Source organism: Peribacillus sp. NPDC056705 (assembly GCF_043656335.1).
On the sequence record NZ_JBHTYI010000004.1, the window covers coordinates 243,627 to 263,521 of the forward strand.

At 42.7% G+C, this 19,895-nt stretch carries 24 protein-coding genes; 19 read left to right on the top strand and 5 right to left on the bottom strand.

The genetic code is table 11. From position 1 onward, the window contains the following. Nucleotides 1-140 precede the first annotated feature (140 nt). From ACFRAK_RS07840 to ACFRAK_RS07850, 3 genes are read right to left on the bottom strand one after another with little or no spacing between them, the layout of a single operon-like run. On the bottom strand, nt 141-587 hold the full coding sequence (locus ACFRAK_RS07840; RefSeq protein ID WP_387596682.1) for a PaaI family thioesterase: 447 nt from the start codon (nt 585-587) through the stop codon (nt 141-143). A gap of 16 nt (nt 588-603) precedes the next feature. Further along, nucleotides 604-2,154, bottom strand: a complete 1,551-nt coding sequence (locus tag ACFRAK_RS07845; protein ID WP_342615203.1) for a solute symporter family protein — start codon at nt 2,152-2,154, stop codon at nt 604-606. After that, on the bottom strand, nt 2,151-2,504 hold the full coding sequence (locus ACFRAK_RS07850; protein ID WP_394571543.1) for a DUF485 domain-containing protein: 354 nt from the start codon (nt 2,502-2,504) through the stop codon (nt 2,151-2,153). The genes ACFRAK_RS07845 and ACFRAK_RS07850 overlap by 4 nt, the downstream gene beginning before the upstream one ends. 264 nt (nt 2,505-2,768) lie before the next feature. Between ACFRAK_RS07850 and ACFRAK_RS07855 the strand changes: the two genes are divergently transcribed. From ACFRAK_RS07855 to paaX, 14 genes are all read left to right on the top strand, one after another. Continuing rightward, complete coding sequence (locus tag ACFRAK_RS07855; protein WP_387596676.1) at nt 2,769-4,097, top strand: phenylacetate--CoA ligase family protein; 1,329 nt, start codon at nt 2,769-2,771, stop codon at nt 4,095-4,097. Between the two features lie 202 nt (nt 4,098-4,299). Continuing rightward, the gene (locus ACFRAK_RS07860) at nt 4,300-4,539 is read left to right on the top strand and encodes a ferredoxin (protein WP_394571544.1); all 240 of its coding nucleotides are present in this window, start codon (nt 4,300-4,302) and stop codon (nt 4,537-4,539) included. Between the two features lie 126 nt (nt 4,540-4,665). Continuing rightward, a complete protein-coding gene (gene paaA / locus ACFRAK_RS07865; protein ID WP_192203534.1) occupies nt 4,666-5,622 on the top strand; it encodes a 1,2-phenylacetyl-CoA epoxidase subunit PaaA in 957 nt (318 codons plus the stop codon). Nucleotides 5,623-5,641: 19 nt separating this feature from the next. Then, the gene (gene paaB, locus ACFRAK_RS07870; RefSeq protein ID WP_260284463.1) at nt 5,642-6,001 is read left to right on the top strand and encodes a 1,2-phenylacetyl-CoA epoxidase subunit PaaB; all 360 of its coding nucleotides are present in this window, start codon (nt 5,642-5,644) and stop codon (nt 5,999-6,001) included. Next, on the top strand, nt 5,991-6,791 hold the full coding sequence (gene paaC, locus ACFRAK_RS07875) for a 1,2-phenylacetyl-CoA epoxidase subunit PaaC (protein ID WP_387596668.1): 801 nt from the start codon (nt 5,991-5,993) through the stop codon (nt 6,789-6,791). The genes paaB and paaC overlap by 11 nt, the downstream gene beginning before the upstream one ends. Before the next feature lie 24 nt (nt 6,792-6,815). Then, the gene (gene paaD, locus ACFRAK_RS07880) at nt 6,816-7,313 is read left to right on the top strand and encodes a 1,2-phenylacetyl-CoA epoxidase subunit PaaD (RefSeq protein WP_387596665.1); all 498 of its coding nucleotides are present in this window, start codon (nt 6,816-6,818) and stop codon (nt 7,311-7,313) included. Nucleotides 7,314-7,333: 20 nt separating this feature from the next. Further along, on the top strand, nt 7,334-7,639 hold the full coding sequence (locus tag ACFRAK_RS07885) for an EthD family reductase (protein ID WP_230302802.1): 306 nt from the start codon (nt 7,334-7,336) through the stop codon (nt 7,637-7,639). After that, nucleotides 7,636-8,412: an enoyl-CoA hydratase/isomerase family protein gene (locus ACFRAK_RS07890; protein ID WP_394571546.1), complete on the top strand. Its 777-nt coding sequence runs from the start codon at nt 7,636-7,638 to the stop codon at nt 8,410-8,412. Before ACFRAK_RS07885 ends, ACFRAK_RS07890 begins: the two co-directional genes overlap by 4 nt. Nucleotides 8,413-8,422: 10 nt before the next feature. Next, complete coding sequence (locus ACFRAK_RS07895) at nt 8,423-9,196, top strand: enoyl-CoA hydratase-related protein (RefSeq protein WP_387596658.1); 774 nt, start codon at nt 8,423-8,425, stop codon at nt 9,194-9,196. A gap of 23 nt (nt 9,197-9,219) precedes the next feature. Next, nucleotides 9,220-10,740, top strand: a complete 1,521-nt coding sequence (locus ACFRAK_RS07900; protein WP_230302805.1) for an aldehyde dehydrogenase family protein — start codon at nt 9,220-9,222, stop codon at nt 10,738-10,740. A 116-nt stretch (nt 10,741-10,856) separates the two neighbouring features. Next, the gene (locus tag ACFRAK_RS07905) at nt 10,857-11,729 is read left to right on the top strand and encodes a 3-hydroxyacyl-CoA dehydrogenase (protein ID WP_387596655.1); all 873 of its coding nucleotides are present in this window, start codon (nt 10,857-10,859) and stop codon (nt 11,727-11,729) included. Beyond that, nucleotides 11,726-12,934, top strand: a complete 1,209-nt coding sequence (locus tag ACFRAK_RS07910) for an acetyl-CoA C-acyltransferase (protein WP_387596652.1) — start codon at nt 11,726-11,728, stop codon at nt 12,932-12,934. Before ACFRAK_RS07905 ends, ACFRAK_RS07910 begins: the two co-directional genes overlap by 4 nt. Before the next feature lie 65 nt (nt 12,935-12,999). Further along, on the top strand, nt 13,000-13,776 hold the full coding sequence (locus tag ACFRAK_RS07915) for an enoyl-CoA hydratase-related protein (RefSeq protein WP_387705760.1): 777 nt from the start codon (nt 13,000-13,002) through the stop codon (nt 13,774-13,776). 85 nt (nt 13,777-13,861) lie between these two features. After that, nucleotides 13,862-14,743: a phenylacetic acid degradation operon negative regulatory protein PaaX gene (paaX, locus tag ACFRAK_RS07920; RefSeq protein ID WP_142244574.1), complete on the top strand. Its 882-nt coding sequence runs from the start codon at nt 13,862-13,864 to the stop codon at nt 14,741-14,743. Nucleotides 14,744-14,819: 76 nt separating this feature from the next. Here paaX and ACFRAK_RS07925 read toward each other — a convergent pair whose 3' ends face one another. Then, a complete protein-coding gene (locus tag ACFRAK_RS07925; protein WP_387596646.1) occupies nt 14,820-15,332 on the bottom strand; it encodes a gamma carbonic anhydrase family protein in 513 nt (170 codons plus the stop codon). Nucleotides 15,333-15,413: 81 nt separating this feature from the next. Here ACFRAK_RS07925 and ACFRAK_RS07930 point away from each other — a divergent pair, with 81 nt between their 5' ends. Together ACFRAK_RS07930 and ACFRAK_RS07935 are read left to right on the top strand one after the other, a co-directional pair. Then, nucleotides 15,414-16,379, top strand: a complete 966-nt coding sequence (locus ACFRAK_RS07930; protein WP_387596643.1) for an NAD(P)H-dependent flavin oxidoreductase — start codon at nt 15,414-15,416, stop codon at nt 16,377-16,379. Between the two features lie 334 nt (nt 16,380-16,713). Then, nucleotides 16,714-17,340, top strand: coding sequence for a DedA family protein (locus ACFRAK_RS07935; RefSeq protein ID WP_387596640.1), 627 nt, complete (start codon nt 16,714-16,716; stop codon nt 17,338-17,340). Between the two features lie 31 nt (nt 17,341-17,371). Here the strand turns inward: ACFRAK_RS07935 and ACFRAK_RS07940 are convergent, their stop codons facing one another. After that, complete coding sequence (locus ACFRAK_RS07940) at nt 17,372-17,509, bottom strand: YjcZ family sporulation protein (RefSeq protein ID WP_387596637.1); 138 nt, start codon at nt 17,507-17,509, stop codon at nt 17,372-17,374. Between the two features lie 217 nt (nt 17,510-17,726). Here ACFRAK_RS07940 and ACFRAK_RS07945 point away from each other — a divergent pair, with 217 nt between their 5' ends. The 3 genes from ACFRAK_RS07945 to ACFRAK_RS07955 all read left to right on the top strand — a co-directional run bounded on the left by ACFRAK_RS07945 (nt 17,727) and on the right by ACFRAK_RS07955 (nt 19,837). Next, nucleotides 17,727-18,470 carry a metallophosphoesterase family protein gene (locus ACFRAK_RS07945; protein WP_387596634.1) on the top strand — a complete coding sequence of 248 codons (744 nt, stop codon included), beginning with the start codon at nt 17,727-17,729 and terminating at the stop codon, nt 18,468-18,470. A gap of 98 nt (nt 18,471-18,568) precedes the next feature. Then, on the top strand, nt 18,569-18,703 hold the full coding sequence (locus ACFRAK_RS07950; protein ID WP_377453511.1) for a hypothetical protein: 135 nt from the start codon (nt 18,569-18,571) through the stop codon (nt 18,701-18,703). A 207-nt stretch (nt 18,704-18,910) separates the two neighbouring features. After that, nucleotides 18,911-19,837, top strand: a complete 927-nt coding sequence (locus ACFRAK_RS07955) for a cation diffusion facilitator family transporter (protein WP_387596630.1) — start codon at nt 18,911-18,913, stop codon at nt 19,835-19,837. Nucleotides 19,838-19,895: the final 58 nt, after the last annotated feature.

The window sequence follows — 19,895 nt, forward strand, 5'->3', positions numbered from 1 at the left end:
CTGGGCAATTGAATTCATTATAAGGGAGGGATTCCGAATCGGGAATCCCTTCTTTTCATCAGCAGTGCGTATGCATCATGGGCAAATCAAGGCGAAAAGAAACCGGACAAGTGGATTGTTTGTCCGGTTTCAAACGTTACTTATTCAACGTGGTCGACGAAATATTGATTTTTCCTGAACACCATCGCTTCCATGGTTGCGATCAATTCCCTTTCATTTAACACGTCTATTTTATACCATGCCAGTTTATGGTTTTTCTTAATCTCTTTCGCTCTAGCGGTTAAAGTCTCCCCCCGTTTGCCAGCTGATAAGAAGTTGATGTTATTTGAAACGCCAACCGCTATTTTGCCATATGAATTGCTGGCTGCTGCGAACACATAATCAGCAAGTGAAAAGATAATGGCACCATGAACCGTTCCATGTGCATTGAGCATGTGGTCACTAGGAATCAATTCTGCTTCCGCTGTGCCGGGACCGAGTTTCGTCAATCTCATCCCTAGAAAAGAAGCGTATGGTTCTTCAACCAGTACTTGTTTGATTTGGTCATAATGCAATTCATGAACATTCTGATCTAAATGTGTGGTCATGGAAATCCCCCTTTTTTTAATGGTCTTTTGCTGAACTTATCCCATATCCGGTATTGGATTTGAACAGTACTTCAGGAAAACTGTTTTCCTCATCTTTTGCCTTTGACAAGATTGTACCTAAGTAGGCTCCAATAAAGCCAAGCGGTACGGTGAAAATGGTCGGGTTGCTCATCGTGAAGAGGGGATTGCCTGTGAAAATACCCATCCCAGGTTCCGGATTCCATACATTGGGACTGAGCATGACCAGTATGATGGAACTGAGTAACCCGAATAACATTCCTGTGATCGCTCCGGTTGCGTTGAAGCGTTTCCAATAAATTGTGCAAAGGATGATCGGTAAATTGGCACTTGCAGCAATTCCAAGCGCAAGGACTGAAAGAAAAGCGACATTCATTGATTGTGCAAATAAAGCAAGTAAAATCGAAATGACAGCTACACCGACAGAAGCCATTCGGGCGACGAGTATTTGCTGTTTTTCCGTAATCTTTCCTTCCTTGATGATTTCACCGTATATATCATGTGCAAAAGCGGATGCTGATGTTAAAACAAGACCGGATACAACCGCTAAAATCGTGGCAAATGCCACAGCAGAAACGAATGCGAATAAAAACTCACCGCCCATGGTTAATGCAAGAAGGGGAGCGGCCATGTTTCCAGCCGAGTTTGCTGCGACGATCCGCTCAAAACCGACGAAAGATGCAGCACCGAAACCAAGGAAAATCGTCATGATGAAAAATATCCCTATAAACCATGTGGAATATACGACGGATTTCCTTGCAGTAGCTGCGTCCTTTACTGTAAAGAAGCGGACGAGTAAATGCGGAAGGCCTGCTGCTCCAAGGACAAGTGACATATTAAATGAAATCATGTCGAGTCCATCGGTGTATTTATTTCCAGGATTCAAAAATTCCTTTCCGAGTGGTGTTGCAGTTTGGACATGATGGAACATCTCTGATATGTTGAAATTAAAACGGGAAAATACGATGAACGTCAGCACAGCGGAACCGCCTAGTAAGAGAACCGCCTTGGTGATCTGCACCCAGCTTGTCGCTCTCATCCCGCCGAAAATTACATAAATCGTCATCAGCACACCCACAAGTAGGACGGATAGCCAATAATCGATGCCGAGCAGCAGTTTAATTAATCCCCCTGCACCAACAAGTTGTGCAATCATGTAAAAGATTGAAATGACAAGTGTATTGGCGGCAGCTATTCCTCGCACTTTTTTTGATTTGAAGCGTGCTGAAATCATGTCTGCCAGCGTAAACTTACCTAGATTGCGAAGTGGCTCCGACACAAGGTACAATAAGACAAGAAAGGCAACAAGGTTCCCGATGCTCATATAAAAGCCATCGAAACCAATCAGTGCGATTGCACCTGTAATTCCCAGGAAAGAAGCGGCTGACATAAAGTCGCCTGCTACGGCCAATCCATTTTGCCATGCTGTCAATCCGCCGCCGGCAGTATAAAAATCACTGGCATTTTTCGTTTTCTTAGAAGAGTAATAGGTTATTGTAAGCGTTAACAATATGATGCCTAAAAAAAGTGTGAGGGATAAAATGCTCATTCGCCAAGCTCCTTCTCATATTTTTTCAAGATATTTTTAGCCAGCTTGTCGTACTTCGCCGCTTTTTTGATATAGACAATTCCTCCTGCCCATACGACGGCAAATTGGAGAAGTGCATATACCCATGCCCAAGTAATATTGAAAAAAGCTTCACCTTTCAATACTTCGCTATAAGCAGCTAGAATAGGCAGAACAAAATAAAAAGCAAGAAAGAAGAGAGTGACAGGTACGATGAAAGCTTTTTTCTTTTGAAGCAAATACTTGAATTCTTCTGTTTCAATTAATTGACGATACTTATTTCCGCTGTCATGTCCTGATGGTGAATGTTCAGTTTTAGCTGGTGATTCCATAGTAAGCCCCCTTTTTAGTGTAGTACGTTTTTAAAACGAGTGTTTGATAAAATGATATATCACTGTTAAAATTAACATAGTCTGAAAATTTAGTAAATTAATATTTTTGTTTGTTCGGTCATTTTTTTGAATTAAAAAACATTATTGACAACGTAGAAATGACGTATTAATCTTGAAATGAATCATAACAATAACTTAATCTCCGTTTTATTACCGTTATGCATATCGGGTGGGACAATAGTAAAATTAAGGGGGACTGAAACAATGTACAATCCGGAAATTGAAACGGCTTCGCGTGCTGAAATGGAAAGTTTACAATTGGCTCGCCTAAAAAAAACGATAGGCCATGTATATGAAAATGTACCTTATTACAGAGAGAAATTCAGGGAGATGGGCCTGGAACCAGAAAATATACAAACCCTAAACGATGTGATAAAGCTTCCCTTTACAAAAAAACAGACTCTACGTGATCAGTATCCATTCGGTTTATTCGCCGTTCCGATGGAGGATGTCACACGCATTCATGGTTCATCCGGAACAAGCGGAAAGCCTACAATTGTCGGGTATACGAAAAATGATTTGGAAAATTGGGCAACAATCGTCGCACGTGGAATTGTAGCAGCAGGGGGTCGCAAGTCAGATATTTTCCATAACGCATATGGATATGGTCTGTTTACCGGGGGCCTTGGTTTGCATTGTGGTGCAGAAAAGCTAGGAGTTGCGACAGTGCCCATTTCAGGGGGAAATACCGATCGGCAGATTACGATCATCAATGACTTTAAACCTCGCGGCATTTGTGGAACCCCTACTTATATTTTGAATATTGCAGAAAAGATGGAAGAGATGGGAATTGATCCTGCAGATAATGGGCTTGATTATGGGATTTTCGGAGCTGAGCCATGGTCAGAGGAGATGAGGGCAACACTTGAGAGAAAACTGAATTTGAAAGCCATCGATATTTACGGACTAAGTGAAATCATGGGGCCCGGCGTTGCGATAGAATGTCATGAAGCACAGGATGGACTGCATATCGCAGAAGACCATTTTCTTGTCGAGGTCATTAACCCGGACACGCTCGAACCAGTGGAGGACGGCGAAGATGGGGAACTTGTCTTTACCAGCCTTACAAAGGAAGCGCTGCCAATCATTCGTTATCGGACGGGAGATATCGCCTCAATTACCCATGAACCGTGTAAATGCGGGCGGACCACAACTAGAATGTCACGTGTTAAAGGCAGAACGGATGATATGATCATAGTCAGGGGAGTGAATGTATTTCCTTCTGAAATTGAGCGTGTATTATTCCAAATGGATGGAATTGTTCCTCATTATCAGATTCATCTCGTTAAGAAGGGGAAAATGGACGGTGTTGAACTGCATATTGAAATTGAAAGCGGTTTCTATAGGGAGATTGAAGAAGACTTATCGCATGGGAATGTAGAGATATTAAGGAAAACGATACAGCATCATTTGAAATCCACATGTCTTGTTACGATGGATGTTGTTGTCAACATTCCAAAAAGCATACCCCGTTCAGAAGGAAAAGCCATTCGTGTCGTTGATAAGCGGAAGGATGAAGTCATTAGTTTATAAATTCCACGCTCATGAACATGATTCTGACGTTCAGTATATGACTGCACATGTACCAATTGAAATACGGGAAGCGAAAGAACTCGAACAAGTGGTGCGAAAACGCGATACATAAAGCGGATGCATTCGTGGTTGACCATGGGTTTATCCCTTATTGGAAGCGGAGATAAGGACCAATCACGAAATAGGGAAGGAGGAGGGAATCTTGGCTAAATATACAGTTGTTGATCAAGAAACTTGCATTGCCTGCGGTGCATGCGGTGCTGCTGCCCCGGAAATTTTTGATTACAATGATGAGGGGCTGGCGTTTGTCATCCTGGATGAAAATGAAGGAACTGCAGAGGTCGGGGAAGAGTTATTTGATGATCTGGATGATGCAATGAAAGGCTGCCCAACAGATTCAATTAAAGTGGAAACTTCGCCCTTTAAAGTTTTAGTGGATTAAAAGATTTTGAAATGCACTGATAATTTCCTTTTATTATGAAAAAAGACAGAATAGTCTTGCATTGAATATAACAATAAAATATAATAACGTTATATAAACGTTATATTATAAAAAGAGGTGATTTGGATGAACGTTCTTTTAAATGATATGGCAGGAGAAGAAAAGCTAAATCAATTCATTGCCAGAATCGAAGCAGGAGAAAAGATAGAAGCTGATGATTGGATGCCGGATGAATACCGGGGCACTTTAATCAAGTTAATATCGATGCATGGAATCAGTGAAATCATGGGGGCGCTTCCAGAAAAGGAATGGGTGCCCAAAGCCCCGACCTTAAATAGAAAACTTGGAATCATGGCAAAGGTGCAGGATGAAATGGGGCATGGGCAATTATTGCTTCGGGTCGCCGAGGATTTGCTAAAGCCGTACGGAAAAAAACGGGATGACCTAATGCAAGATTTGTTTAAAGGAGATTTAAAGTTTCATAATGTTTTCCATATGGAAGCCAAATCCTGGGGCGATGCTGGATTGATTGGCTGGCTGGTTGATGGTGCAGCCATCATTTCCCAGACGAACATGCTTGGCGCCTCATACGGACCTTATGCCCGGGCATTACAAAGGATTTGCGCGGAAGAAGTTTTTCACGCCCAACATGGTGAAGCGATCATCATGGCTTTGGCTGAAGGGACGGAAGAACAAAGGAAATTGGTTCAAGACTCCATCGATTATTGGTGGGAATCTTTATTACTTTTCTTTGGACCTCCCAGCAAGAATGAAGTGGGCACATCCAAACAGGATATAACGATTAAGTACAGAATCAGAACCAGTACGAATGAAGAGCTTCGACAAGCCTTTTTTTCTAAATATGTGAAACGGATCCTTTCACTCGGTTTTAGCATTCCTGATGAAACGCTTAGGTTTGATAAAGCATCTGAAACCTGGATTTACAAACAGCCCGATTGGGGGAAATTGAAGGTGCTCGCAAGGAATGAAGGCCCCCGTTCGCAGGATCGCTTAAGCCTTCGAAGAATTTCTTATGAAAATAATAAATGGGTACGTGAGGCGTTGGCGCCAAAGGTCATCTAATGGAGGGGGGAAGGACGATATGGAAACTAGACAAGAAAATTACTTTGAAGAATTTGAAGTATTCAGCCGTAAAACGCAATCATCACCCGTTCAATACCACTTCAGCCTGCTGGCCCCAAATGAGGATATCGCCATCATGATGGCACAAGAAAACTTCATGAGACGTGAAGCGGTTGATGATATCTGGGTCGTGAAAAGACGGAATATACGGAAAATGACGGCCGAGGAAAAGAAGACGCTTCAACGTATCGATAATAAAGATTACAGGACCACAAAAGGGTACGGGTATTTAAAGAAAAAATGGCGGAAGTATGAGCAGGGAATGCTCGATGAAAAAGAGATAATGTCTTGGGCTGGAGGTGTAAAAAATGAGGAATGAATCATTGAAGGACATCGCAATCAAGGAATTGCTGCTTCAACTGGCGGATGATGACTTCATCCATTCATACCGTGGTGCAGAATGGCTTGGACTCGCACCGCATATCGAAGAAGATGTTGCATCCGCTTCGATATCTCAAGACACGATGGGGCATGCAGCCATATATTATAAATTGCTGGATGAACTCGGTGAAGGCGATGCAGATAAACTGGCTCATGACCGTCCCGCAAAGGAACGGCGCAATGCGATCATTCTCGAATTGGTCAATGGTCCTGGTTACTATATGAAAGACCCGGAATATGATTGGGCGTTTGCGGTAGTGCGGAATTATTTTTATACCCAAGCCAAAGCGATTAAGGTTCGATCCCTTCATTCATGTTCATATGAACCGCTTGCTGAAGTGGCACAAAAGGTACAGATGGAACTTTACTATCATTTAATGCACTGGAAAACCTGGTTCGTCCAATTGCTGGGATCAGGCCACGTGGAAGCGGTTTCTAGGATGAAAGCGGCAATTGGGAAAACAATGCCGGAATTTGCCGGCGTATTTTCACTTGGGCAATATGGAGAGGAAATGGTGGAGCTTGGCTTGATAGAAGGCGAAGCTGACTTACAGAAAAAGTGGATAGAGGCTATCACCCCGATTTTTGAAAGTGTAGGCTTAGCAACAACTATTGAAATAGGCATGGCAAGAGGTGATGGCCGTAATGGCCAGCATACGGAAGATTTGGAAAAGGCGCTAGAAACGTTAAGTGAAGTGTACGCAACCGATAAAGCAGCTTCATGGTGAATCAATGAAAAGGGGAGGGGTACCATGTCGACCATACAGTTAAACATAGAAGAAATTTATAAGCTCCTGGAAGACGTTAAAGATCCCGAAATCGATACAGTAAGTATCCTGGATTTGGGGATGGTTGAAAACGTGACGGTTACGGGCCAGAATGTTTCGGTAAAAATGCTGCCAACTTTTCTTGGGTGCCCGGCATTGTCGATCATCCAAAAGAATGTGGAAACAGCCATTCGACAGCTGCCTGCCGTAAGTAATGTAAATGTGGAATTTTTACGTTCCCCTTCGTGGACATCCGATCGAATTACGGAAAAAGGGAAAGCTGGATTGAAGGTTTTCGGAATCTCCCCTCCTCCTCGACAAATGAAAAGTGATGGATCATGGCATGTGGATTGCCCATATTGTGAATCGACATATGTCACGATGGAAAATATCTTCGGTCCAACGGCCTGCCGCAGCATTTTATATTGTAAAGCATGCAAAAATCCGTTCGAAGCGATGAAACCGATGATAAAAATAATTTAAAACAATGGAGGTTCTATAAAATGGTAAAGTTAATCGCCCTATACAAACAACCTGAAAATAAGGAAGAATTCGATGAGCACTATTTCAATGTACATGGTCCGATAACGGAAAAAATTCCAGGTCTCCAAAAAATGGAGGTCACCAAAATTGTAGGGACCCCAATGGGCAAAGACTCCGAGTATTACATTCTTTGTGAAATGTATTATGAAGACCACGAAGCATTGCAGCAAGGAATGCGTTCTCCGGAAGGAAAAGCATCAGGGAAGGACCTAATGGGCTTTGCAGGGAAACTTGTAACGATGATGATCGGTGAAGAAATAAAATGAATGCGCTTCAATTCATTGAAACGTCAATCACGGAAGGCATTGGTTATATCTCTTTAAATCGGCCGAAACAACTGAATGCCCTTAACAGGAAAATGGTCAGGGAAATAGTTTCAACCATGGAAGAATTCGACCGGGATCCACAAGTGAAGGTGATTTTGCTATCGGGCAATGGGAAAGCATTTTCCGCTGGAGCTGATATCGACGAGATGGTGAACGACAGTCCAATCAGTATGGAGTTAACGAACCAATTTGCTGATTGGGACCGGATAAGCCTAGTCAAGAAGCCTGTAATTGGTGCGGTGAAAAGTTTTGTATTCGGCGGTGGTTTTGAACTTGCATTATCCTGCGATTTCCTGATTGCCGCCAGCGATACCCAGTTTTCCTTTCCGGAAGTGACACTAGGAGTCATGCCTGGTGCAGGGGGAACACAAAGGTTGACGAAATTGGTGGGCAAGACGAAGGCACTTGAATGGATGTTGACGGCTGAAAGGATAAAGGCAAAGACAGCCCTGCAATATGGTTTCATTAATAAGATCGTGGCACCTGAATTGTTAATGGAAGAAACGGTTGATTTTGCTAGAAAGATAGCAAAGCAACCCCCGTTAGCAGTAAGGCTGATCAAAGAATCCGTCAATAAGGCAGTTGATTATCCCTTAAATGAGGGCATGCAATTTGAACGGAAGAACTTCTATATTCTTTTTGCATCAGAGGACCAAAAAGAAGGAATGAAAGCATTTGTTGAAAAAAGGGAGCCGAAATTTACAGGCGGATAAGGGGTGCTCTATGTACGAAACGATCAAATATGGGATTGAAAATGGAGTGGCTTGGCTTACTTTGAACCGTCCTGATAAACTTAATGCCTTTACGTCCCAAATGAATAAGGAAATACAGAAAGCGATCAAAGTATCTGCGGGGTCGGATGAAGTGCGGGCCATTATCATTACAGGGGAAGGCAGGGCCTTTTGTTCAGGACAAGATTTATCGGATGTTGATGAAGGCATGAATTTAGGCCAGGTGCTGCGCGAAGCCTACGGTCCGATGATGGAGCAAATAGCAAACTGTGAAAAACCGATCATTGCCGCAGTCAATGGAGTGGCTGCAGGGGCTGGCTTCAGCCTAGCACTGGCATGCGATTTCCGGCTTGTTTCTGAAAAAGCCAGTTTTGTAAATGCTTTTGTCAATATCGGATTGATACCTGATTCGGGGAATCTGTATTACCTTTCGCGGATCGTTGGCCATGCGAAAGCCTTGGAATTATCTTTATTGGGGGAAAAGGTTCCGGCTAGCGAGGCGAAAAGTATCGGGCTCGCTACAAAAGTGATCGCTGTGGAAGAATGGAACGATCAATTGAAAGCCTTTGCAGAGAATATCGCGAACAAGCCAACGAAAGCAATCGGGTTAATTAAAAGATACTTAGAGGCGTCCTATCACCTTTCATTGGAAGAATACTTAAAAGAAGAAGCGGAGGGTCAGCGGATTGCTGGCTTAACGAAGGATTATGCAGAAGGTGTGGCAGCATTCATTGAAAAAAGGAAGGCTCAATTCATAGGCAAGTAATATAGAAAAGGGAGTGGGATTACATGGTAAGAGTTCAAGAGGCGGCATTCGAAAAAGCGGAAATGAAGCGTGATTATTATCATCTGATCATTAATGGAGAAAGAGTGGAAAGCTCTGATGGTTCCACGATTGATGCGTACAATCCTGCAACTGGTGAAATCATTGCCAAGGTTGCAAAGGCAACAAGGGAAGATGCAGAAAAAGCTGTTCAAGCTGCACGTGAAGCATTTGATAATGGGAAATGGAAGAGGACTCCGATTAATAAACGTTCTCGTGTATTGAACAAAATTGCAGCAATCATGCGTTCACGCTTTAATGAATTGGTTGAATTGGAAGTTCTGAACAGCGGCAAATCCATTTCTGCAGCACAAGGCCAAGTCATGCAGGCAATTGAAGATTTCGAGTTTTATGCAGGCGCATTGGTTGCACACCGCGGATCTGTCAATAATGTACCTGGTCAATTCCATAACTATACGGAAAAAGAGCCAGTAGGTGTTTGTGCTCAAATCATCCCTTGGAATTACCCAATGATGATGGCAGCGTGGAAAATTGCACCTGCAATTGCAGTTGGCTGTTCGGTCATCGTTAAGCCTGCTTCGTTAACGCCATTGACGGCAATTGTATTAGGGGAAATCTGTTTAGAAGCTGGTGTTCCTTCCGGTGTGGTCAATATCATTCCAGGCCCAGGATCGGACGTAGGGAATTACCTTGTCGAGCATCCGAAAGTGAATAAAGTTGCCTTTACGGGTTCTACGCCAATCGGCAGGGATCTCATGGGCAAAGCTTCACAGACATTAAAAAGGGTGACATTGGAGCTTGGCGGGAAGTCCCCTAATATTGTCTTTGAAGATGCGGACCTTGAAGCTGCCATCGATGGATCATTATATGGCATATTCTACAATACTGGACAATCTTGCGAAGCTAGATCCCGTTTATATGTACACGAAGACATATACGACGAATTCGTTGCCAGATTCGTGGAAAAAACGAAAAAATTGAAATTGGGCAATCCGCTGGACAAAGAAACACACGTCGGTGCAGTCATAGATCAAGGGCAATTGGATGTCATCGACAATTATGTACAATCTGCCATTACCGACGGAGCGAAAATCCTGACAGGAGGAAAGCCAGCTGTCATTGAAGGATTCGAAAACGGTTATTGGTATGAGCCAACAGTCATAGCGAATGTCAATCATGAAATGGATGTAGTGAAAGAGGAAATATTCGGGCCGGTCGTTGTCATAATGAAATTCAAAGATGAAAAAGAAGCCGTGAGACTCGCAAATGATACGGAATTCGGATTGGGTTCGGCCCTTTGGACAAAAGATGGCGGGCGTGCGACTAGAGTGGCCAATCAAATAGAAGCGGGAATCGTCATGGTGAATTGCCCATTCTCAGCATTTCCTGGAACACCTTTCGGAGGGTATAAACAATCAGGATTCGGCCGGGAACTTTGTATTGAGACACTTGATCTTTATACAGAAACGAAAAGCATCATTTCCTATCATGGAAGCCGTCCCTTAAATCCCTTTGGAATTCAATAAAACATAAAATAGGTGGCTGGCTGATCGGTATGTCGGAAAAGTAATTCAGGAATGGATGAATGCTGATCTGATTCATCGTAGCCAGCCCTATTTATTTTTGAAGGAGGAATGAACGAATGATTAGAAATCTAGTGATTGTCGGATCTGGTGTCATGGGCAGGGGAATAGCTTATGTAGGAGCAACAGGAGGCTTTAATGTAGTACTGGTGGATGTGAATCAGGATGCTTTGGAAAGTGCAAGAAAAGAGATAGATGGAATTTTTGAGAAGGGTGTACGCTACCAAAAAATCACCCAGGAAGAAGCGACAGCCGCAAAAAGCAGATTTTCTTATTCTTCCAATTTGAAAGAATCAGCAGCATATGCGGACTTGATCATAGAGGCAGTTCCGGAAAAGGCGGAAATTAAGAGGGCAGTCTTCGAAACGATTGAAGTCCATGCAAAAGAAGACTGTTACTTTGCAACCAATACTTCCACGATGAGCCCGACAGAAATTGGTTCTTATGGAAAGCGTCCTGAAAAAACGATTGCCATGCATTTTTTCAATCCTGTACAAAAGATGCCGCTCGTTGAAATTGTACGTGGTCTTGAAACCAGTGATGAAACGGCAGCCATAATAAAAGAGGTAGCCGGAAAAATGGGGAAAGAAACCGTGGTCATTAATGAATTCCCTGGGTTTGTAACCAGCAGGATCAGCTGTTTGGTTGGTAATGAAGCGTTCTTTATGCTTCAAGAAGGTTTAGGTACACCAGAAGAAATCGATAAGGCAATAAAGTTAGGGCTGAATTACCCAATGGGACCATTTGAGCTAGGTGATTTGGTGGGATTGGATGCCCGTTTGAATAATTTGAAATATTTACATAGTAAACTTGGTGAGAAATACCGCCCGGCCCCTCTTCTTGAACAGTATGTTAAAGCTGGCAGGCTTGGCCGTAAGACAGGTAAAGGTGTGTATGATTATACAAAAAATGGCGAGCTGGTGAAGAAATGAAGGATGTTGTGATTATTGATGCTGTGAGAACACCAATCGGAAGATATAAAGGAGCTTTAAAAAGCGTTCGCCCGGATGACCTCGGTGCAATTGTAATCAAGGCGCTGACCGATCGCAATCCAGAGCTGCCGCCAGATCAAATTGAAGATGTCATCTTCGGGAATGCAAATCAAGCAGGAGAGGATAATCGCGATGTGGCCAGGATGTCCGCCCTTTTAGCCGGTCTTCCGGTAAATGTGGCTGGTACGACAATAAATCGTTTGTGTGGATCAGGATTGGATGCCGTCATGTATGCTGCACGCTCCATTGCTGTAGGTGAAGGCGATATTTATATAGCAGGCGGTACCGAAAGCATGACAAGGGCGCCGTACGTCATGGCCAAACCTGAGAGTGAATTTCCGCGGGGGTCAATGGAGCTTCAGGATACAACGATCGGATGGCGCTTCACGAATGAGAAACTGAAAGAAATGTATGGCACGGATTCGATGCCTCAAACGGCTGAAAACGTCGCCCGGCGTTTTTCGGTTTCAAGGGAGGACCAAGATCAATTCGCGTATCAAAGCCAGCAAAAAGCGAAAAAAGCAGTGGAAAATGAGCGTTTCATTAATGAAATCGTACCTGTTCGATATACGGATCGTAAAGGGAATGAAGTCATTGTAGAGAAGGATGAACACCCTCGCCCTGACACGACCATCGAAAAGTTGGAAAAACTCAAACCGATCTTTAAAGACGGCACTATAACGGCCGGTAATGCTTCAGGCGTAAATGATGGAGCCTCGGCATTACTTTTGATGAGTGCAGAAAAAGCACGGGAGCTTGGGTTGAAACCTCTGGCCAAATATGTGGTAGGGGCGGTAGCGGGATTAGAACCGTCCATTATGGGCCTTGGCCCGATTCATGCCACCAAAAAAGCATTGGAGAGGGCAAGTTTGACGATGGAAGACATCGGGCTAGTGGAATTGAATGAAGCATTCGCTTCCCAATCCTTGGAGTGTATCCGCCAATTGAAATTGGATCATGAGAAAGTGAATGTCAACGGCGGGGCAATAGCGTTTGGCCATCCGCTCGGTGCAAGCGGGGCGCGTATTTTAACGACGCTCGTACACGAAATGAAAAAACGGAATGTCCGCTATGGTCTTGCGACGATGTGCGTAGGCGTTGGACAAGGCATTTCCGCCATTATAGAAAATATTGAAAAAGATTGAAGATGTGGTCGGCCCTTATTAGTTTTATCTGCATAAGGGTCATTTTTTAAAGGGGGAAGAGACTCATGTCCAAGGTTATATATAAAGTGATAAATCAAATCGGCTATGTAACAGTGAATCGGCCCGACGTATTGAACTGCTTCGACTATGAGACACTTTGTGAACTGCAGGATGTCATCGATGCAGTTTATTATGACGGCGATATCCGTGCCGTCATTTTTACCGGTGCAGGGGAAAAGGCCTTCAGCGCGGGCGCGGATTTGAAAGAAAGGAAGTCTTTGAATGATGCGGAAGTAAGAAGGAACGTTAAAGCGATTCGCGATGTTTTTAATAGTATTGCAGGGCTTCCACAGCCAACGATAGCTGCCGTCAATGGATATGCATTGGGAGGAGGATTTGAATGGCTGCTTTCATGTGACTTTGCAATTGCTGCCGAAGGTGTTTCTTTGGGGCTCACTGAAACTAGCTGGGCCATTATTCCTGGGGCAGGCGGTACACAGCGGCTGCCGAGATTGATTGGGGAAATGAAAGCGAAGGAATTGATCTTCACCGCTAAAAAGCTGACTGCAGAAGAGGCATGTCAATTAGGGATCCTTTTGAGGGTCGTGCCAATGGATCAACTTATGTCAGCCTGTGAGGAATTGGCAGCCAATATCATGAAAAATGGGCCGATTGCAGTTAAACAAGCCAAATATGCGATTGACCAAGGAATGAATACGGACTTGCAAACCGGAATGGCCATAGAGGGAAAGGCCTATGAATTGACCATCCCGACTCAAGACAGATTGGAAGCGCTCCTGGCATTTAGTGAACGGAGAAAAGCACGATTTACTGGTGAATAACATTGCGCTTTCTTTTTAAAAAGATATAATAATTATTATGTCTTCCGTGTGAAAATAGTAACAATGTAAGGGCGAGGTGAGAAAGATAGGTACTAACACTCAATCCATGATTTTTACGATATACGGCGATTATATCCGTAACTATGGAAATAAAATCTGGATAGGCAGTTTAATTCGTTTATTGAAGGAATTCGGCCATAATGAGCAGGGCGTACGTGTAGCCGTTTCACGAATGGTCAAGCAAGGATGGATTCAGTCAGAGAAGCAGGGAAATAAAAGCTATTACTTTTTGACTGATCGCGGTGTGCAGAGAATGGATGAAGCGGCAAATCGCATATATAAGATGAAACCGAATGAATGGGACGGTAAATGGCGTATCTTAATGTACACGATCCCTGAAGATAAGCGGCAATTACGGGATGATCTCCGTAAAGAATTATTATGGAGCGGGTTTGGCAGTTTTTCAAGTGGTTGCTGGATTTCCCCTAATGATTTGGAGAAGCAAATCAATCGTTTGATCGAGAAATATGACATCAAAGAATATGTTGATTTTTTCATTTCGGAGTACAAAGGTCCGAAAGAAAACCAATCGCTTGTAGAGAAAAGCTGGCATTTGGAAGAGATTGAAAATAAATATGAAGAATTCATCGAGAAATACAGCAAACAATTCATCGTTCATCAAAGCATCATTAACAGGGGCGAAATGTCCGATGCCGATTGTTTTGTGGAACGAACGAACTTGGTGCATGAATACCGTAAATTTTTATTTATCGATCCAGGACTGCCAAAGGAACTTCTGCCTTCAAAGTGGAATGGGAACCATGCTGCTCTTTTATTTAGCCAGTATTATCAAGTCTTGGCTGAACCAGCAAGCCGTTTCTTTGAAAGCGTATTTCAGGAAAATAATGATTTATGCCGGAAAGACGAAACCTATGATGCTAAGGATCATCCACTTATCATTAAGTGAAAAAGAGCTTCAGCCAGTCGCTAATGACGACTTGCAGAAGCTCTTTTCACATTAACATTATCGACTTTTGCAATAATTAATCAAGTATACCTTTGAAGTCTTTCCCCTTTTGAACATATGTATCGATAGAAAGTTGAATCAATTCAAGGTCTTTATTATTCAATCTGCGAACCACTTTCCCTGGGGAACCGATAACGAGTGAACGTGGAGGTATGATTTTGCCAGAGGAAATCAATGTGTTCGCTCCGATGATGCATTCTTCACCGATCTCTACATTATCCAATATCGTTGAACCCATTCCAATAATGGATCGTTTGCCTATTTTACAACCATGCAGGATAACATTGTGACCAACCGTCACTTCGTCTTCAATGACAACTGGGCACCCTTCAAATAAATGAATGGTGGAGTTATCTTGTATACTGCATTTTTCTCCTATTGTTATTGAATCTTCATCACCGCGCAGTACGGCATTAAACCAAATGGTAGAGTCTTTCCCAATCGAAATATCACCGATTAAATGAGCGCCAGGTGCCACGAAAACAGTATCATCAATGGCTGGTTTTTTATTATTATATGGAATAATCATAGTCTCGCTCCTTTTCGAAAAAGTCAGAATTGTTTTTCTAATGAATATAGTATAACATTAAATTGACAGGGAGGGATAAAAGTGAAATATATTTGTGAACTTTTTGCGATAAAATATCCTATTATACAAGGCGGCATGGGGAATATAAGCAATGCAAGTCTTACGGCTGCAGTGTCTAATGCAGGAGGACTAGGGACAATAGGGTGCGGTACCATGAATCCTGAACAGGTAGAAGCCATCATTCTCGAAACCAAAGAAAAAACCAATAACCATTTTGCGTTGAACATTCCAATAAACGTTAGTCCATATACTGATGAGTTAGTGAATCTAGTCCTGAAGCATGATATACCTGTAGTTTCCTTATCTGCAGGAAATCCTGCCCCTTTCATTCCACTATTACAAAAAAAGAATGTAAAAGTGATCGCCATCGTTGCGTCGGTCAAGCACGCGCAAAAAGCGCAAGCTGCAGGGGCTGATGTGTTGGTCGCAGAAGGGTTTGAAGCTGCCGGCATCAATTCGAACCTGGAAATGACGACCTTTACACTCATTCCGCAAATCAGCAAGCATGTGACCCTTCCGGTTTTGGCCGCTGGCGGAATAGGCAATGGACAGGGTTTGGCGGCTGCATTGATGCTGGGGGCTTCAGGAGTCCAATTAGGAACCAGGCTGATCGCTACACAAGAAGCACCGTTCCATCCGTCATATAAGCAGAAACTAATCGAAGCGATGGGCAATGATACGGTAATTTTGGGCAGAACACTTGGCCAAGTCAGAAGAGTATTGAAGGATCCATATACCGAGAAGGTCCTGGATTTGGAAAAACAGGGACTGTCTCCCGTGAATTATCGTGAAATGACCTCTGAAGTCCATCATATTAATGGTGCGATGAACGGGGATGTTAATAATGGATTCATGAACAGCGGCCAGGTCGCTGGATTGATCGACGATATACCCACTGTTAAGGAATTACTTGATGGCATGATGAAAGATGCGAAAAAACAAATGGAGGATGGATTGAGCAGGCTCTCTGCGCCTTTTATGATCTGAGAGCAGAGTGAGCCAATCTTGTCATTAGTTCATAGGTTTATTCCTTGGTAATTTACCGAAAGCTTGAGGTCAATTCGTCCTCAAGCTTTTTTCATTTCTGGACCATTTAAAATTATATGATCATTTTTTACAATCTTCAATCTAATATGAATAGCCCGATAACATAAAATGGACTCCATAAGGTACATTGTTTTAGGATAACATTTTGGGAAAATGTGATTGAACCTGTGATACAATGGAAAATGTCTCTTTTGAAATCAAGGGGTGCCCAGAATCAATCAATCTGGGTGCACCCCTTTTATATGTAATAAAAGTTAAAAAAGGGGAAAAGTCTATGGAAACTTTAATAATGGATATGATTGAAGCATTTAAATCTTTATCCTATTTCGGTGTGTTGCTAGCTTTGACTTTTGAATTCATTCCTGCTGAAATCGTCTTGCCACTGGCTGGATACTGGGTTTATCAAGGTGATATGAATTTATACTTGACTATCCTTGCCGGTTCGATTGGTGGGGTAACGGGCCCATTGACGCTTTATGCTTTAGGCAAGTATGGCGGGAGACCGCTTGTATTAAAGTTCGGGAAATACTTTTTGATCAAAGAGGAGCAGTTGAATAAGGCTGACCGATTCTTTGAAAGGTATGGTGGGGGAATTGCCTTTTTGGGACGGTTTGTACCAGGAATTCGTACCGCCGTTTCGCTGCCATGCGGAATGTTGAAAATGAGTATTTGGAAATTCATTTTATATACCTATATGGCGATGCTCCCTGTTACAAGCGTTTATGTTTATCTAGGGTATAAGTTAGGACCGAGGTGGGAACAGGCAGGAGCCATCTTTTCACAATATGCGAATTTCTTGCTTATCCCCATCGCACTTATAATCATTTGGTTCATTATGAAGACTCAAAAACAAACAAAGACAAAAACTAAAAGTCAATTCATAACAAAGAAGGCGCCTTGATCAGGCGCCTTTTTGATTTATGTCATTATTATCAGCATCCGCCGAATCCGCCGAATCCCCAACTGCATCCGATGATGATCAACAAGATGAATAATACGATCAGCAAAGCAAATCCGTTATCGAAACCACCGAATCCGCCGTCGCAACATTCGTTACAATTTCCACCCATTTGATTTCCTCCTCAATACATATTATGAATTACATACCTAGCAAAACATCTTTACCGGGAATACTTCATACTATGTAATCTAGGCCGAAGTGTTAGCTTATTCATAAAAAATGGGCGTGGGCTTTAAGGGGGAAATAAGCCCGAATATTTTTTTGATTTCCTTTTAAATGTTATAATATACCATGTGGATTGTGGGGGAAGGGAGCTGAACTAAGTCATGAAAGTTGCCATTATAACGGATGTGCATGGAAATGCTTCAGCGTTAAAAGCCGTTCTTAAGGATATTGATCAAAGAGAAGATATAGATCGTCTCTATTGTTTGGGAGATATGGTCGGGATTGGCCCTGATACAAATGAAGTCCTTGAACTTTTATTTTCAAGAAATGATTTATCGATGATAACTGGAAATCATGATGAAGCTGTCCTGGCCATCATTAACGGGGAGCCGCATCCGGACGGTCATATTCATGTAAAGGAGCATCATGAATGGATAGCTGAAAGGATGCATCGGAAATTCATAAATGAATTGGGGAAATTGCCTCGAACCATACATCATATCATTAATGATCACTCCGTTTACTTCACTCATTATCACATGGACTTGAAGAAATTGGATGAGCACATAAGCCAAAATCCATTTAGTAAAATAGTTGAACCGAATTTAAATAACTTAGAAATGCTTTTCAAAGATCAACATCACGATTTAATAGGATTTGGACATCATCATCCTATCCACCTCTTTAAAAATGACCGAACGATATTCCTGAACCCTGGTTCTCTTGGATGCAATGGTGAACCAGTTGCACCTTATGCCATTGTCACGATTGAAAATACAGGTATACAGGTAAAGCTTGAAAAAGTCGCCTATGATAATACATCGTTCCTGTTATCGTATCAAAGTTTACAAGTTCCAGAGCATGAATTCATTATACGTGCCTTCCATGGCGGACAGCAGGCCTAATACGTTTATAAATGATGAAGTATGGGAAAATGTTGAGCATAAAGGTACATGCCTGTGGATACGATAATAGGCAAACATCATGAAGCTGGAGGTACGTTATGAAGGAAAAGGAACTGGAACAGGTAAGTCAAGAGCAGGAAGAGATGGAACGGCATAGTCTTGTCTGTAATGATGAATTGTTTAATAAGGATCTGCACGCCATTGTCGATGATACGATGCAAGAGGATAGATAAACGGGAAAAACGCTGCAGGAAATGTCTGTAGCGTTTATTTTTCTTTGGAATGGTTGAAGGCTGAATTTCGGTTCTTCGCACAAGGTCCCGTCCTGCTTGTTTTTACCACCCTTTTTCTTCCAGTAGATCCTAGAAATGAATCATTTGAAACCATTCTGGATTTATCCCATACTATATATAAGTTTCAAATCCGAGAGGAGGGATGGCATGGGACATCATCATGGTCACGCCCATGATCATGGGCACGGACACCACCACCATTCTAATAATAAAAAAGCATTGTTGGCATCTTTCTTATTAATCTCGACATTCATGATAGTCGAGGTCATTGGTGGATTCTTGACAAATAGTCTGGCTTTACTGTCGGATGCAGGTCACATGCTTAGCGATGCGGCAGCTTTAGGACTTAGTTATACAGCGATCAGGTTAGGGGAAAGAAAAGCAACATCTTCCAAATCGTTTGGATATAAACGGTTTGAAATCATTGCTGCTTGTTTGAATGGATTGACCTTGATTGTCATATCCGTATTCATTTTCGTAGAGGCAATTAAGCGGTTCCTGGATCCCCCTGAGGTGCAAAGCTTGGGAATGCTGATGATTTCAATCATCGGCTTACTTGTTAATATCATTGCGGCCTGGATTTTAATGAGCGGAGATAAGGAAGACAATCTGAATGTACGGAGTGCTTTTTTACATGTTATGGGTGATATGCTTGGATCTGTGGGTGCCATTGCGGCCGCCCTCTTGATTTATTTTTTCGATTGGGGAATTGCAGATCCGATTGCGAGCGTCATAGTCGCGATTTTAATTATTATCAGCGGTGTTAGGGTAGTGAGGGACTCTTTTCATATCTTGATGGAGGGCACACCGGATCAAGTCGATATGGATGAAGTGAAAGCATCCTTGATGGGATTGGTCGGAGTATCCGATGTCCATGATCTCCATATCTGGACGATCACGTCTGGTTTTTTGACAATGAGCTGCCATGTTGTCATAGATGTGAGCGGTAATCACGATTCAGTTTTGGCAGAAGCGCAAAAACTACTTCACGATCGGTTTGGAATCGAACATAGCACGATCCAAGTGGAAAGACAGGAAGCGGGCTGTCCCAATCCACACGAGACATGTAATTGAAAAGGGCTGGCTCAGTATAGAGCCAGCCTCTTAAAAGTTTAAATAAGAAAATCATAGT

Excerpts from the sequence above, each read along its gene's own strand:
- ACFRAK_RS07840 (WP_387596682.1), bottom strand. The coding sequence starts at position 587 with ATGACCACACATTTAGATCAGAATGTTCATGAATTGCATTATGACCAA.
- ACFRAK_RS07845 (WP_342615203.1), bottom strand. The coding sequence starts at position 2,154 with ATGAGCATTTTATCCCTCACACTTTTTTTAGGCATCATATTGTTAACG.
- ACFRAK_RS07850 (WP_394571543.1), bottom strand. The coding sequence starts at position 2,504 with ATGGAATCACCAGCTAAAACTGAACATTCACCATCAGGACATGACAGC.
- ACFRAK_RS07855 (WP_387596676.1), top strand. The coding sequence starts at position 2,769 with ATGTACAATCCGGAAATTGAAACGGCTTCGCGTGCTGAAATGGAAAGT.
- paaA (WP_192203534.1), top strand. The coding sequence starts at position 4,666 with ATGAACGTTCTTTTAAATGATATGGCAGGAGAAGAAAAGCTAAATCAA.
- paaB (WP_260284463.1), top strand. The coding sequence starts at position 5,642 with ATGGAAACTAGACAAGAAAATTACTTTGAAGAATTTGAAGTATTCAGC.
- paaC (WP_387596668.1), top strand. The coding sequence starts at position 5,991 with ATGAGGAATGAATCATTGAAGGACATCGCAATCAAGGAATTGCTGCTT.
- paaD (WP_387596665.1), top strand. The coding sequence starts at position 6,816 with ATGTCGACCATACAGTTAAACATAGAAGAAATTTATAAGCTCCTGGAA.
- ACFRAK_RS07885 (WP_230302802.1), top strand. The coding sequence starts at position 7,334 with ATGGTAAAGTTAATCGCCCTATACAAACAACCTGAAAATAAGGAAGAA.
- ACFRAK_RS07890 (WP_394571546.1), top strand. The coding sequence starts at position 7,636 with ATGAATGCGCTTCAATTCATTGAAACGTCAATCACGGAAGGCATTGGT.
- ACFRAK_RS07895 (WP_387596658.1), top strand. The coding sequence starts at position 8,423 with ATGTACGAAACGATCAAATATGGGATTGAAAATGGAGTGGCTTGGCTT.
- ACFRAK_RS07900 (WP_230302805.1), top strand. The coding sequence starts at position 9,220 with ATGGTAAGAGTTCAAGAGGCGGCATTCGAAAAAGCGGAAATGAAGCGT.
- ACFRAK_RS07905 (WP_387596655.1), top strand. The coding sequence starts at position 10,857 with ATGATTAGAAATCTAGTGATTGTCGGATCTGGTGTCATGGGCAGGGGA.
- ACFRAK_RS07910 (WP_387596652.1), top strand. The coding sequence starts at position 11,726 with ATGAAGGATGTTGTGATTATTGATGCTGTGAGAACACCAATCGGAAGA.
- ACFRAK_RS07915 (WP_387705760.1), top strand. The coding sequence starts at position 13,000 with ATGTCCAAGGTTATATATAAAGTGATAAATCAAATCGGCTATGTAACA.
- ACFRAK_RS07925 (WP_387596646.1), bottom strand. The coding sequence starts at position 15,332 with ATGATTATTCCATATAATAATAAAAAACCAGCCATTGATGATACTGTT.
- ACFRAK_RS07935 (WP_387596640.1), top strand. The coding sequence starts at position 16,714 with ATGGAAACTTTAATAATGGATATGATTGAAGCATTTAAATCTTTATCC.
- ACFRAK_RS07940 (WP_387596637.1), bottom strand. The coding sequence starts at position 17,509 with ATGGGTGGAAATTGTAACGAATGTTGCGACGGCGGATTCGGTGGTTTC.
- ACFRAK_RS07945 (WP_387596634.1), top strand. The coding sequence starts at position 17,727 with ATGAAAGTTGCCATTATAACGGATGTGCATGGAAATGCTTCAGCGTTA.
- ACFRAK_RS07950 (WP_377453511.1), top strand. The coding sequence starts at position 18,569 with ATGAAGGAAAAGGAACTGGAACAGGTAAGTCAAGAGCAGGAAGAGATG.
- ACFRAK_RS07955 (WP_387596630.1), top strand. The coding sequence starts at position 18,911 with ATGGGACATCATCATGGTCACGCCCATGATCATGGGCACGGACACCAC.